Below are 14356 nucleotides of genomic sequence, written 5' to 3'. Positions count from 1 at the left end.
TATGTACGCTAAAGCAGCTATTTTTCTGTTTTGCGCTATTTTTCAATGAGTTATGGTATTAAAACACGTGCAATCATGCAAAATATATTTGTTTCGTCAGAAGTAGGCACATTACGCCGCCTTATTATTCATAGCCCTGATAGTGGTCTGGGCAAAGTTGTTCCGTCTAAAGCACAAGACTGGCTTTTTGAAGATATCGTTCATCTGCAAACCATGCGCCGCGATGAATACGATTATTATGTAAAGATTTTGTTATATTTTCTGGACACTGAAAAAGTTAAAGGTAAACTTAAAGCAATTGATGCTGATACCAGCCGGGACTTCTACAAGCCAGAAAAAGAAAAGTATTTTAATTCGGATAAAGTAATTGAGTTTGAAAAACTACTGGCAGATATACTGCACATACCCGAAGTTCGTACACAACTAACGGCTGCGGTGTGCGCCGTTGAAGAATGTTCGTTCCAGTTTCAGCATGAGCTAGCAGGTATGTCGGTAATTGATTTAGCCAAGGTGCTTATTACAGGCACAATGCCTAATAACCGTATGCTCTTCCCTCCTATTCCGAATCTGATATTTACTCGTGACATTGGAATTGTGGTAAACGACCACCTTTTACTGAATAAACCAGCCAAATATGCCCGCACGCGTGAGTCATTACTGGCAAGATATATATTTTTTAATCATGAGCTTTTTACCGATTTAAGAAGTAAAATTATTGAAATTACAGAAGATGAAAACCACTTTCTGTTACCGGAAGATGAACAGGAAGACCGCCTCAATACGCTTGAAGGAGGTGATGTAATGATGGTAGCTCCTAATCATTTGCTGATTGGTGTGAGCGAACGTACTTCGGTAGAAGCAGCCAAACAGGCTATTGACCTTCTTTTTGCAAAAAAAGTAGTCAAAAAAGTAACAATTATCAAGATTCCGCAAAAAAGAGACTATATGCACATCGATACCATTTTTACACAAATCAAGTGTAATGTATGGGTATTGCTGGGCTCTTTGGGTCGAGTGCAAGAGGAAGCTGAAAAACAGCAAACATGGGAACAACTAGGACAAAAACCTAGTTACGAAACATTGATTATCAAGCAATTTATTGATAAACCGGATGGTGTAAAAATCAGAGATTTTGCCAACCTTGAAGACTTGCTCAGTTCAATTACAAAAGATGATTTAAATTGTTACGATGAAATCAAGTTTATTTATTCAGGCAATAACCAGTTTCCGTATGGAGCCAGAGAACAATGGACTGACTCATGTAATTTGCTGGCCCTGAAAGCAGGCGTTGCCATTGGGTATGACCGTAATGACCATACAGCCGAGGCATTCAGAAACGCAGGCTTTAAGACCATTAGTGCCATTGATTTATTAAATAAGTTTGAAAATAATGAGTTGTCACCAGAAACACTCAATGATACCATTATTCTGTTGCCATCGGCCGAGCTTTCAAGAGCCAGAGGGGGGTCTCATTGTATGAGCCTACCCATTCTTCGTGACAACGTGTTCTGACATAATTTTTCTTTTGTGCACAGGCGTAGCTGCTACACCTGTACACAACTATTATTAAAACTCCTTTTATGAAAACCAGATTACTGTTCCTGCTGCTGCTATGTTCATTGGCTACCTTTGCTCAGAAAAAATCATATTACCTCTTTACTTCTTTTAGGGGTAACGGCCAAGATGGCTTACATCTGGCATTGAGTGAAGACGGTTATCAGTGGAAAGCACTCAAAAATGATGAGTCTTTTCTGAAACCTCAGATTAACCACCCTGATAACCTCATGCGTGACCCTGCCATCAAGCAAGGCCCTGACGGGGTGTTTCACATGGTCTGGACAGTATCATGGAATGGAAATAATGGAAAAATAATTGGGTATTCAAGTTCAAAAGACCTCATTAACTGGACACTCCAGAAGGCCATTCCAGTTATGGAAAAAGATACAGGTGTGCGCAATGTCTGGGCTCCTGAATTGTTTTATGATAAAAAACAAAAAGACTGGATTATTTATTGGTCGTCGACGGTGAAAGGTAAATTTGAGGAAGATACTACCAACCTGAGCGAACAAAAATATACTCATCGTTTCTATTATGTACGCACCAAAGATTTTGAGCATTTCAGCGAAACCAAGCTGTTTTACGACCCGGGTTTTAACTGTATTGATGCAACCCTACTGGAAGAAAAAGGCAAATTTTATCTGTTTCTGAAAGATGAACGGCTGAAACCAGTAAAAAAGAACTTGCGGTTTGCTATTGGAGAAACACCCACAGGCCCCTTTAAAAACTTATCAGAAGCCTTTACAATTAGTTGGGTTGAAGGGCCGTCGGTTATTAAAATTGATGATTATTACTATGTTTATTTTGACCACTACACCAAGCCTCATTACTACGGTGCGTATCGTTCAAAAGACCTGAACGATTGGCAGGAAGTTTCTGCTCAAATGAGCTTCCCGAAAGGCATGAGGCATGGCAGCGTGATAAAAATCTCAAAAGAAGTAGCCCGTAAGCTAACTGATGCTCAATAAGTTATCCATTAAAGACCCATTTTCTGGCGCATAGCCTTAGCCCCCTCACACATGGCTTTCAGTTTTTGCCTTGATGCCCAGCGAGCGGTCTGGCTAAGGCCACAATCAGGGGCAACAGCCAGTTTTTCGGCCGGAACGTATTTTAGGCAAAGCTCTATTCGTTCCATTACGTCTTTGAGGGTTTCGCAATAGTAGTTTTTTACATCTATAATACCCACGGCCACATCCATTTTCTGGGCAAATTCGGCGAGTAACTCAACCTCGTCAAATTCACGGTTAGCCATTTCAATATGAATTTCATCAACATTCATATCCAGAAAATCAGGTAGCATTGGGCTAAGTTTACGATAACCCACTGGCCGCCCCTTAAAATTACCAAAGCATAGGTGTGTAGAAACACGGGCTTTGCCTACTACTCCCTCAATTGTACGATTAAATATGTCGACAAAACGTTTGGTGTCTTCCTTATAGGCATAGCACGACATTGATGGTTCGTCGACCGTAATTTCGGTACAACCTGCGGCCACCAGATCTTCGAGTTCTTTTTTTACAAATGGTAAAAGGCCTTCGGTTACATCGTAGCGGTCTTTATATATTTTTCCATCGGGTAGCATACGCCCCGAAAGTGTATAAGGCCCGGGTACTGAGGCTTTCAGGGTATACCCTTTCGGAGCCAACTTTGCCAGACGCTGATATTCTTTTACGGCTCCTAATCCTTTAGGTGCAGTTAAAGGCTCAATAATAGAGTGTTTTCCGCGCTGGTCATGCGCTGGTGGCCCAAATTTACGGGTTTCGGAATGATTAGGCTCAAGACCTTTTATAAAGCCATAGAAAGATAAGTTAAAGTCAAGGCGGGTTTGTTCGCCATCGGTAATGACATCTAAACCTGCGGAGGTCTGGTCATGAATAGCCGCAATAACTGCATCTTCAATCATTTCTTCTATATCGGCGGCTCCAAATTTATCAAGATTCATAGAAGAAAACTCAAGCCATCCCGGAAAAGGATAACTTCCTACAACGGTTGTTCTGATAGGTATAGGTTGCATATAAATAGATGTTAATTAGGTTAAATACTTGTGCGATTTAGATACTGGAACTAAATAAGAACATAGTTATTGAATGAGTCGTCTGTGATAATTAATCTGCCCTAAATGATAATTGAAATGACCATACAGGTGTATCAGGAAAAACTCATTGGTATCTTGCCCTTTATTATATTCTTCGGTATGATTGGCAAGCAAATCTGTTTCTGTAATTGCTGGCAGTATTTCTTTCAACATCTGGCGGGTAGCTTCAATTTTATTAACCAGTTCAGTTCTTGAAACATTTTTATCACTGAATTCTAAAGGCCGGTCACGGACATATCCGTTATTACCAAGTTGCGCACCGATATAATGATTGAGATTACCTATTAAATGCAAACATAGATTTCCGGCCGAATTGCTGATTTCGTTACGTATTACCCACAGGAGGGCTTCATCTTTGTAGGCTTCTATTTCTGTTTTGAGCCTTGACAAATCTCTGTCGAAAAGTTTAATTAATGATTGAACAATCATACATTTAAAATTTTAGGTGATATTAATATTAGTCAATCTTTACTATCATTTTCACATAATCCTTCCCGCTTTTCTGAAATATTTCAGAACAGGTTTTCATGCCAAATCTTTCATAGAAAGTAACTGCCGAAACACGGGCATCGCAAGTGAGTTCCTGTAAGCCAATACTTTTTGCTTCTTCAATCAGGAACGTTAGCAGTTGAGTACCATAGCCATTTCCTTGTTGTGTTTTATCAGTGGCAAACTTTCTGAACTGCCCGCTATTGTTGTTAACAAACATTGAAATTACTGACACCAGTTGTTGGTTTTTGAACAATCCGTAATGAAACCCATCTGAGTCATTAGGCAGCATCACAAAGTCAAGAGGTTTATTTGCCCACATAACTTTGTGCCTCAAATTCCATGTATCTTCTGCGCGTATTTTTCTTATCTCTATCAAGGTGTTTATAATTCTCTTATCCAGATATTTCTAAAAGATACCTCTGACCCATGTTCCTGCAAAGCAATAGGGCCTTTACCCGAATAGTATTCATACGACGGGATACCTATATACTGAATAGTACCCTGAATTTCAAAATGATTAAGCACCATAACGCCATTCATTAAAACAGTTACGTAAGCTGGTGTTTCAACAGAGCCGTTGTAACGAAACTTTGGTGCCGTAAAAATTATATCGTAGGTATTCCATTCGCCTGGTTTTAACATGGCATTTGCTGCCGGAATAACCTGTTTATAAATGCTTCCGGCCATACCATTGGCATAAATAGGTACTTCGTTATTATAAGAATCAAAAATCTGAACTTCGTATCGGCCATGCAGGAAAACCCCACTATTACCACCGTTAGGGTATCCGGCCTTTTTAGCATCTAAAGGCATATTAAATTCGACATGAATCTGAAAACTCCCGAACTCCTGTTTAGTTCTTATTTCTCCAGTACCATTTTTAGCCGTCATTACTCCGTCTTTCAATGTCCATTTTGCTGGAGCATTATCTTTGGTGTGTTGCCAGCCGTCCAGACTTTTGCCATCAAAGAGCATAACGGCATCAGAAGGTGCGCTGCCAGCAGTTTTGCCCGGTACTACTAGTTTGGGTTTAGGCTCCCATACTTCAGTAGTTTCGGGTATTTTAAAATTCTGGCTAAAGCCACTCAGGCTGATAACAGCCAGCGCAATCTGTAAAATAATCTTTTTCATAGGTTAAAATAAATTGGGTTTATACATCATTGGTATTCTTTTCTTCCGATACATAACTTGGAACACCCACTTTGGCATACATTCTGGCAATGCGGTGTGCGTGTTCGTCGTAGGCGGCTTCGAATAGTTCGGTGGCTCTTTGTGTTCCTACCAATGCACCTGCTGTTAACACTTTAGGTGGATGCCCACCTTGTGTCAGGTAGTCGGCCACCTGTGCTTTAATACTGTTGATAATCATGGCACCGCCAACGGTTGACCCGGGTGCAACAGGGGTATCAAGGTCAGGCACTTTTACCATGGCATCACCCACAGGTGCGCCGGTATCAAGTACAAGGTCGGCAAAGTCAGATAATTTTTTATGGTCAGAACGCTTCGTTATACTAGCTTCAGAATGTTCTTTTGTAATTAAGGCTACCACTTTTATGCCTTTCTGCTGAAAGATTTCAGCCATTTCAACGGGTACTACATTAGTTCCTGACGATGAAATGATTAACGCGGTATCAAGCGTTGCAAGGTCGAAATTTCTGAGTATTCTGTCGGCTAATCCACTAACATTTTCCAGAAACATTGCTTGCCGTTGTCCATTAGCCCCAACCACCAGATTATGGAATGTGAGCGATAACTCAACAATAGGATTAAACCCAGCAAATGACCCGTAGCGGGGCCACATTTCTTCAACCATTATGCGGCTATGCCCCGACCCAAAAACATGAACCATTCGGCCAGCCAGAATCGAATCGGCAAACCATCTGGCAGCGGTAGCAATTTGGCTTTCCTGTTTTTTTACAGTTTCAATAATTCCTTCGCACTTGGTCAGGTAGTCTTGTATTACACTCATATTTTTATAATGAAAAATGATATTCTGTTAAAATTTTGACAGCACAAAACTTGCTGCTCCAATGGCTCCGGCCATATCGCCAAAGAAAGCCTGAGCAATAGGCGTTTTTTTCCCTCCGGGCTTCCATTCGTATAAATCCATAAACGATTCGAGCGGCTCAAATAAAGAGTTTTCAGCTAGAGTAATTCCACCAGCCAAAACTATCATTTCAGGCGACAACAGATTAATAACAGAGCTTAAAGCAACAGCCAGTTTTCTGACAGAAGATAGCCATAAATAAGTAGCGAAGTGGTCACCTTTCCGATAGGCTTCTACCAACTCCCAAGTTGAAGTGAACCGCCCGTGGCTTCTTTTTTCGATAGAGTAATTACCAATGGCGTATTCGAGACTGCCTACCATGCCCACTATGCTTTGGCTCTCTCCGGTATCGTTGATAGAAATATGCCCCAAATGCCCTGCCATTTGTGATAGCCCCTGATAAAGCTGCCCATTAATAAGTATGCCCCCCCCTACACCTGTGCCTAAAGTTAGTAACACTACATTGCGGTTATCTTTAGCTACACCAAATTTTGCTTCAGCCATGAGTGCGGCATGGGCATCGTTCAGAACGTAGGTTGCATCACCCAGAAATTCGCCCCACATGAAATTCTCCAGACCTTTAAGCCTATTAGGCAAATAAGCAATACATTGATTTTGTTCATTAGGCAAACCGGGTGCCGAAAGCCCAATACCAAGTATCGGCTGCTGAAGGTAGCTTTTCAGGTATTCTACCATTTCTTTTACATTTTCGCGCCATGAGCCATCGTCAGTGTCTTTAGTAGGAATATAATGTTGCTTTAATACTTCACCTTTCTGGTTAATAATTAAGCCTTTAATATTTGTTCCTCCTAGGTCTATGCCTATAACATAAGCCATTGTTTAGTATCAGTTTAGGATTACAGATGATTTAGCTGATTAATTATCAGGCAATTGCCTGCTTTAGTACTGCCCTTCGCTTATACTCCACCCGCCATCAACAAAAAGAGCTTGCCCTGTGGTGAATTTCGAACTATCTGACATAAAATAAAGAGCGGCCCCGTCAAGGTCTGAGGCTTGTCCGTTTCTGCCACCATCGAGCGGTTGTTTGGTTCTTACAAAATTCATGATTGCGTCATCTTTCGAAGCACGTTGCGACATAGGTGTTTCTACCAACGCAGGGGCAAGTACATTAATTCTGATATTATAAGAAGCGTAGTAAGCAGCAATAGATTTCGAGAAGCCAATAATAGCCGCTTTGGTAGCAGCATAGGCATGTGTTGAGAAATACTTCGGCGAGGGTGACACTCCCAGAACCGACCCCATGTTAAGAATTGTACCACCTTTGCCCAGTTCTATTAATTTACGAATAGCCGCCTGATTAGAGAGCATCAGGCTTGTGAGATTCAATTCAAAGGTTTTATTCCATCCATCAAGTGTTATTTCATGCAGAGGGCCATCGCCATACTTTCGTCCGCTTCCACCCGCTATATGATATAAGCCATCAAACCCACCAAAATCATTTATTATAAGCTCAATAGCTTTTACAGCGGTGTCGGGGAGAGAAGCATCTCCACTCATAGCATGGGCATTGTGGCCTAGTTCAATTTCGGCAGCCACACAACTTTCAGGATTCCGCCCTACTACCACTACCTTGGCTCCATTGTTAACAAAGGCTTTTGCAGCCGATAAGCCTAAGCCGGTAGTTCCTCCGATAATAACTATTTTTTTATTTTTGAGCATAGCATTGCACTACTTTTCTTGATAAACCCCTCTCAACTTGTCTATACAAGCAAAAGTAATGAAAGAAAAAATCTTTGCAAAATTTTTATCTTGTAGTTCATTTAACAAGCCAATTCTATAAACAAACAGAGGTATGGAGTAATCCATACCTCTGTTGTATTAAAATTATAATGATACTACAATCTGCTATTTTTTGGCATAAGAAGTATAATATTTTTGTGCCTGAGGTAATTGTTTTTTCAAATCGGCAATTCTATCCTCATCGGCTGGGTGAGTCGATAACAATTTTGGAGGTTTTTGAGCATTTTTACCGGCTTCAGCCATTCTTTCCCAGAAAGCCACGGCATTTTGTGGGTCATATCCTGCCATTGACATAAATATTAAACCCAGTTTATCTGCTTCAGATTCCTGCTTACGGCTATTAGGCAGCACATACCCCAAGTTAGTGCCTACACCAAGCACCTGCCCTACAATTTCCATTGTTTGCTGATTGCCTGTATAAAGCCCTGCGCCTACTGCCCCTAAAGTAGTAATTCCTTGTGCAGCCATAGCCTGACTCATGCGTTCGCGGCCGTGGCTTGCAATAGCGTGTGCAATTTCGTGACCCATCACTACTGCCACGCCTGCTTCATCTTTACAAACGGGTAAAATACCAGTATAGAAACATACTTTTCCGCCCGGCATACACCATGCGTTCATTTCTTTACTTTGTACCAGTTTAAACTCCCATTGGTAACCATTAATAATTTCGCTGTAATTATTCTGAATCAGGTAATTTTCTACTGCTGTTTTAATTCTACCACCTACACGTGCTATCATTTCTGCATCACGGTTATTGGTTGACACAACCTTAGAAGTATCCATAAAGCCTTTGTACTCGGCAAAGCTCATTTGAATCATTTGCTCGTTCGAAACCAACCCAACAAACTGGTTACGACCGGTCAGAGGTACTTTCTGACAAGCCCAGATAACTGAAATCAGTAAACAAGCAGTAATTGAAGATTTTAAAAAGGTTCTCATTGTTATTGTTTTATGTTCTTAACTTTATTAGACGCAAATCATCAAAAAAATAACGAAATGTTAATGATTTATTTTTAAGTAATGAGTAAAAAATCAGACCAGTGGCAACAAACAAACTATGAAAATGCCTACTTTTGTAAAGTTTTCTGACTTTTATTGGTCTCAAAAGTACAGAAAAAATTCAATTACAAACGCCATATCCAAACTCTGAGGTCTGTTTTTACTTATGAAAATTATTGCAATTGGCAGAAATTATGCCGAACATATCAAAGAATTAAACAACGAACGCCCCGACGAGCCAGTTATCTTTACCAAGCCTGAAACTGCCATTCTGAAAAACGGTGAGGCGTTCTACCACCCTGATTTTTCGCAAGACATTCATCATGAAGTCGAAATATTGCTAAAAATCAACAAAATGGGAAAAAATATTGAGGAAAAATTTGCCCACAAGTATTATGACGAAATAGGAATCGGCATAGATTTTACTGCGCGTGACCTGCAATCGAAGCTGAAAGCCAAAGGTTTACCGTGGGATTTAGCCAAAGGTTTTAATGGTTCGGCTCCTGTTTCGGAGTTTGTGCCTAAATCAAAGTTCCCTGATTTAAAGAATCTAAATTTTCATCTGGATGTTACAGATGCCCACGGAGAAACACAAACCCGTCAGCAAGGTAATACCTCGATGATGCTTTTTTCGTTTGATTATATTATATCTTTTGTATCCAGATATTTTACCCTTAAATCGGGTGACATTATTTTCACGGGGACTCCTTCTGGTGTAGGTCCTGTTAAAATAGGCGATAAATTAACTGCCTTTATTGAAAACGAAAAAATGCTTGAGTTTGAAGTAAAATAAACTATTACTTATACTTACAGCCAAGTAGCAACGTTCGTATTATAAAAGAGGTAGTATACCTACATTTATTGCAGGCACACTACCTCAATATTTTTAATTTGCTGGGATTAGATAAAAGTGGACGAACATCTACCCACTACTATTTATCTATATATCTCTAACAATTTTCGGGCATTTACGTTTTATTTCAAATAAAACACCGTATGCCATATCCACCTCTCATTTATAAGTTTTACGTGTATGAATAATAACAAATCCATGATTATTACAAGAATTTTAAGCGCAATTCTTTTAATTATCTATCTGGTTTCTGACACTTCCTGTAATTGTCTGTACGCCCAACGTGACCTCGGCCAAACCAGAGACCAATATCCCCGTGGTTATTTTATGTTTCCGATACAACCGGGTAAACAGGCTTCGTTGTCGGGTGGTTTCGGCGACCTCAGAACAAACCATTTCCATGCAGGCCTTGATATTCGTACAGGAGGAGCAGAAGGTTACAATATTTATGCTGCTGCCGACGGCTATGTGTCGCGCATACGGGTAATGCGTGGAGGCTACGGCAATGTATTGTACATTACACATCCAAATGGTTATACTACTGTTTATGGGCATCTAAAAAACTATAATCCTGTTATTGAAGAATACTTACGTAAAAGAGAATATAATCAGAAAGTCTGGGAAATAGAATTAACCCCGTCTCCTAACGAAATAAAAGTAAAAAAAGGCGAAATAGTAGCTATTTCGGGTAATACTGGTGCGTCTGGAGGCCCACACTTGCATTTTGAAATACGCGATGCTCTCGAAAACGCCATTAATCCTATGAAATTTGGTTTTCCAGAAATTGTTGATTCTCAGGCACCTGTCATTGAAAGAGTCATTCTGAAAACATTAAATGCTTATTCACGCGTTAACGGCGAATTCGGGCGGGTATCTATGGCCCCAAAACGCACAGCGTCGGGCGATTACACGCTGGCTAATATTGTAAAAGCACAAGGTATTATAGGTATTGAACTAAATACTTATGACCGAAGCCAGACTTCACCTTTCAGGATGGGTATTACTGAGTTGGAAGTAGATGTTGATGGCCGAAGCACTTACAAACTGAATCTGGAAAAAATGCCCTTTGATGTTTCAAAAGACATTAATGTTCATATTGACTACGATATAGCCGAAAGCAATGGGGTACGCATACAAAAATGTTATGTAGCCGACGGAAACCGTATTTCGGTTTATAATACAGATAAAAATAAAGGGAAAATATATATCAACGACAATCAGTTACACAGTGTATTAATTAAGGTAAAAGATTCTTATGGCAATACTTCTACCCTGACTTTTTCAATTCAGGGAGAAAGCTCTGTTTTACAGGAAAGCAACACTGAGGCATCGCTTGCTGAAGAAAGTAAATATGTGGGTAATATTTCAACATCAATTACTGAAAACACGTTAGCTATAAGAGCCAAAAATACACAAGCACCTTATGCCATTTTACAAAATAAAGGAGTGCCTGCCAAAATTCCGTTATCGTATATTGCCAATAAAGAAGCCGTTTATTTATATGACCTCAACCGTGGGATTGTAGACTTCGTTCAGGTAGATAACCGTTCCGAATCAATAGGTATCAAAAAAGAAATATTGCCCCAATCTGGCCAGTTATATAACGAGCCTAATTTGCAAATTGATTTTAACAATGCTTTATACGATACGCTGTATCTGACTACCTCGTTTAGTGGTAACAGACTGAGTATTAATAATGACCGAACTCCTTTAAAAGATTTTATAAATGTACTCTGGACACCCTCTGGCATATCGATGTCACCTAAAACGGGAGTTTATGACATCAGCAATGGCCGCCAGTATCTGGGTGGAACATGGATAGGTAGTTCTATTCAGTTTAAAACCAAAAGGCTGGGCAGTTTCCAAATCATGAACGATATTGAAGCTCCGAGCGCACGCCCTGTCAGAATAGACTCAACTTATCTGAGTTTTGCCATTTCTGATAATCTTTCGGGTATCAAAAATTTTAATTGCTATGTAAATGGCGAATGGGTGTTGATGGACTACGAGTATAAAAACGGAAGAATATGGTCTGTTAAACTGGATGAAGATAAAACATTTACCGGAAATTTACGGTTAGAAGTAACAGATAATGTTGGCAATGTTGGTGTTTATGAAACCAATATTGAAGAATACCAACGAACACACCAGAAAAAACCACAAGTACAAAAAACCAAAAAGAAACATGCACCTGCACATAGGAAGCCAAGCGCCAGAAATAAAAGCAAAAAACCAAGACGGAAATAGCGTTCAATTAAGTGATTTCAAAGGCAAGAAGGTAATATTATATTTTTACCCTAAAGATAATACACCAGCTTGTACGGCAGAAGCCTGCAGTTTAAGAGACAATTACGAATCGTTTCTGGCTAAAGGATATATTGTGTTGGGTGTAAGTACCGATAGTGAAAAATCACACAAGAAATTTATTCAGAAATATGCACTGCCATTTGATTTATTAAGCGATACAGACCACAAAATAGTGAACGATTATGGTGTATGGGCCGAAAAACAAATGTGGGGGCGCACGTACATGGGAATTGTGCGTACTACTTTCGTGATTGATGAAAAAGGCATTATTGAAGAAATCATCAGTAAAGTAGATACAAAGAATCATGCCGAACAAATTTTAAAATAACTCTACTTGTTATGGCACGCGTTATTTTGCTACTAGTTATTATTTTAATAAGCATATTTCTGTTTTATCAGCCTTTTCCGTTTGGAGAAGGGTTCCTGATAATAATGTCGTGCCTGACTGTACTCTGGTTGGTTAGTTTATTTTTAAAAGATGCCAGCATTATTGATATTTTCTGGGGAAGTGGTTTTGTAATTACGGTCTGGTATTACAAAATATCCTTGAGCCTTACCGACACCCGTTCATTACTGTTTTGTGTACTGGTCAGCATCTGGGGGTTACGGCTAAGCCTGCATCTGGCTTTCCGAAATATTGGTAAAGGCGAAGACTATCGCTATCAGGAATGGCGACAACAGCACGCAAACAACTGGTGGTGGGTATCTTTTTTCAGGGTATTTGTATTACAAGGTGTTCTTTTATGGCTCATTTCTGCCATATACGCCCCTGCAATGCAATCAAGTAATGATACCTTAGCACTTACAGATTATATCGGGATTGTAATATGGAGTATCGGTTTTATTTTTGAAGCCGTTGGCGACTGGCAATTACAGCAATTCAGGAAAAACCCTGCCAATAAAGGTCAGGTAATGCAAACGGGTTTGTGGTCGCTTACACGGCACCCAAATTATTTTGGCGATGCTATGCAATGGTGGGGATACGGTATGTTCAGCATCACAACCGGAAACTTCATTTATCTGTTCAGCCCATTACTCATGACCTTTCTGCTCATGCAGGTATCAGGAGTTGCCCTACTCGAAAAAAAGCTTACCGAAACCAAACCCCAGTACGCCCACTACATCAGGCGTGTTCCTGCCTTTTTTCCAAAAATATTCTAAGCTAAGTTTTACTACTATTGAATAAAAACATAAAAAACATCTTTATCAACAGGGTTTTATGTTTAAAAACCAAGATGTATTATGTACTTTTGCAAAAATTAATACAAAACCACATTTTTATCATTTTCTCACTACATTTGTATTAATTGTTTTTTTGACACTTAATAATACTTTTAAATGCAAAACCAAGAATTACGAGAAATTGCGGTACAAGTTCGCCGAGATATTGTTAGAATGGTACATGCCTGCCAGTCCGGCCACCCGGGAGGCTCTCTGGGTTGTACCGATTTATTTGTTGCGCTGTATTTTCAACAAATGAAACTCAACAACCGAAAAGGCAAGGATGGGTATATTTCGTTTAATATGGATGGAAAAGGCGAAGATTTGTTTTTCCTTTCTAACGGGCATATCTCACCTGTTTTTTATTCAACTCTGGCCCGCAGGGGTTATTTCGACGTAAAAGAGCTTGCAACTTTCCGTAAAATAGATTCACGCTTGCAAGGCCACCCCACAACACATGAACACCTTCCGGGTATTCGTGTAGCATCGGGTTCATTAGGCCAGGGGCTTTCAGTAGCTATTGGGGCTGCCCTTGCCAAACGCCTGAATGGAGATAAAAATCTGGTATATTGCTTAATGGGTGATGGCGAACAACAGGAAGGACAAGTATGGGAAGCAGCACAGGCAGCTCCACACCACCAAGTTGATAACCTGATTGCTATTATTGACCTGAACGGGCAGCAAATTGATGGCCCTACAGCAAAAGTAATGAACAACCGCGATTTAAAAGCTAAATATAAAGCCTTTGGATGGAATGTGATGGAAATAAAAGATGGCAATAATATGGATGAAGTGGTTGCGGGGCTTCGTAAAGCCAAACGCCTGACAGGCAAAGGCCAGCCAATAATGATTTTGTTAAAAACTGAAATGGGTGCAGGTGTTGACTTCATGATGGGCAGCCACAAATGGCATGGTGTAGCACCAAACGACGAACAACTGGAAGCAGCCCTTAAACAATTGGTTACCTCGGGTACTATCGGAGATTATTGATAAGATACTTTGAAGTACACAAATCAAATCTTAA

Annotated in this window: 15 protein-coding genes; 7 read left to right on the top strand and 8 right to left on the bottom strand. The window is 40.0% G+C overall.

Annotation, left to right across the window (positions count from 1 at the left end):
* The first annotated feature begins 75 nt into the window (after positions 1 to 75).
* Both WAA15_RS01305 and WAA15_RS01300 read left to right on the top strand, forming a co-directional pair.
* Positions 76 to 1512: an arginine deiminase family protein gene (locus WAA15_RS01305; protein ID WP_337040553.1), complete on the top strand. Its 1437-nt coding sequence runs from the start codon at positions 76 to 78 to the stop codon at positions 1510 to 1512.
* Positions 1513 to 1580: 68 nt separating this feature from the next.
* On the top strand, positions 1581 to 2525 hold the full coding sequence (locus WAA15_RS01300; RefSeq protein WP_337040552.1) for a glycoside hydrolase family 43 protein: 945 nt from the start codon (positions 1581 to 1583) through the stop codon (positions 2523 to 2525).
* 8 nt (positions 2526 to 2533) lie between these two features.
* Here the strand turns inward: WAA15_RS01300 and WAA15_RS01295 are convergent, their stop codons facing one another.
* From WAA15_RS01295 to WAA15_RS01260, 8 genes are all read right to left on the bottom strand, one after another.
* Positions 2534 to 3571: a cobalamin-independent methionine synthase II family protein gene (locus tag WAA15_RS01295; protein ID WP_337040551.1), complete on the bottom strand. Its 1038-nt coding sequence runs from the start codon at positions 3569 to 3571 to the stop codon at positions 2534 to 2536.
* Between the two features lie 66 nt (positions 3572 to 3637).
* Positions 3638 to 4081: a DinB family protein gene (locus WAA15_RS01290; protein WP_337040549.1), complete on the bottom strand. Its 444-nt coding sequence runs from the start codon at positions 4079 to 4081 to the stop codon at positions 3638 to 3640.
* Between the two features lie 28 nt (positions 4082 to 4109).
* Positions 4110 to 4520, bottom strand: a complete 411-nt coding sequence (locus WAA15_RS01285) for a GNAT family N-acetyltransferase (RefSeq protein ID WP_337040548.1) — start codon at positions 4518 to 4520, stop codon at positions 4110 to 4112.
* Positions 4521 to 4525: 5 nt separating this feature from the next.
* Complete coding sequence (locus tag WAA15_RS01280) at positions 4526 to 5275, bottom strand: 3-keto-disaccharide hydrolase (protein ID WP_337040547.1); 750 nt, start codon at positions 5273 to 5275, stop codon at positions 4526 to 4528.
* Positions 5276 to 5294: 19 nt separating this feature from the next.
* The gene (locus tag WAA15_RS01275; RefSeq protein WP_337040546.1) at positions 5295 to 6113 is read right to left on the bottom strand and encodes an SIS domain-containing protein; all 819 of its coding nucleotides are present in this window, start codon (positions 6111 to 6113) and stop codon (positions 5295 to 5297) included.
* A gap of 27 nt (positions 6114 to 6140) precedes the next feature.
* Entirely contained in the window at positions 6141 to 7028 is an 888-nt protein-coding gene (locus WAA15_RS01270) for an ROK family protein (protein ID WP_337040545.1), read from the bottom strand.
* 63 nt (positions 7029 to 7091) lie between these two features.
* Entirely contained in the window at positions 7092 to 7871 is a 780-nt protein-coding gene (locus tag WAA15_RS01265) for an SDR family NAD(P)-dependent oxidoreductase (protein ID WP_337040544.1), read from the bottom strand.
* A 186-nt stretch (positions 7872 to 8057) separates the two neighbouring features.
* On the bottom strand, positions 8058 to 8891 hold the full coding sequence (locus WAA15_RS01260) for a M48 family metallopeptidase (protein ID WP_337040543.1): 834 nt from the start codon (positions 8889 to 8891) through the stop codon (positions 8058 to 8060).
* A 226-nt stretch (positions 8892 to 9117) separates the two neighbouring features.
* Here WAA15_RS01260 and WAA15_RS01255 point away from each other — a divergent pair, with 226 nt between their 5' ends.
* From WAA15_RS01255 to WAA15_RS01235, 5 genes are all read left to right on the top strand, one after another.
* Positions 9118 to 9744: a fumarylacetoacetate hydrolase family protein gene (locus tag WAA15_RS01255; RefSeq protein ID WP_337040542.1), complete on the top strand. Its 627-nt coding sequence runs from the start codon at positions 9118 to 9120 to the stop codon at positions 9742 to 9744.
* Between the two features lie 240 nt (positions 9745 to 9984).
* Positions 9985 to 12051 (top strand): M23 family metallopeptidase, encoded by a 2067-nt coding sequence (locus WAA15_RS01250; protein WP_337040541.1) that lies wholly within the window; start codon positions 9985 to 9987, stop codon positions 12049 to 12051.
* The gene (bcp, locus tag WAA15_RS01245; RefSeq protein WP_337040540.1) at positions 11990 to 12439 is read left to right on the top strand and encodes a thioredoxin-dependent thiol peroxidase; all 450 of its coding nucleotides are present in this window, start codon (positions 11990 to 11992) and stop codon (positions 12437 to 12439) included. Before WAA15_RS01250 ends, bcp begins: the two co-directional genes overlap by 62 nt.
* Before the next feature lie 11 nt (positions 12440 to 12450).
* A complete protein-coding gene (locus WAA15_RS01240; RefSeq protein ID WP_337040539.1) occupies positions 12451 to 13272 on the top strand; it encodes a DUF1295 domain-containing protein in 822 nt (273 codons plus the stop codon).
* A 177-nt stretch (positions 13273 to 13449) separates the two neighbouring features.
* On the top strand, positions 13450 to 14322 hold the full coding sequence (locus WAA15_RS01235) for a transketolase (protein ID WP_337040537.1): 873 nt from the start codon (positions 13450 to 13452) through the stop codon (positions 14320 to 14322).
* The last annotated feature ends 34 nt before the right edge of the window (positions 14323 to 14356 follow it).

Source organism: Emticicia sp. 17c, assembly GCF_037153985.1.
Classification (GTDB): Bacteria; Bacteroidota; Bacteroidia; order Cytophagales; family Spirosomataceae; genus Emticicia.
This window is presented reverse-complemented; position numbering and strand designations above follow the sequence as displayed.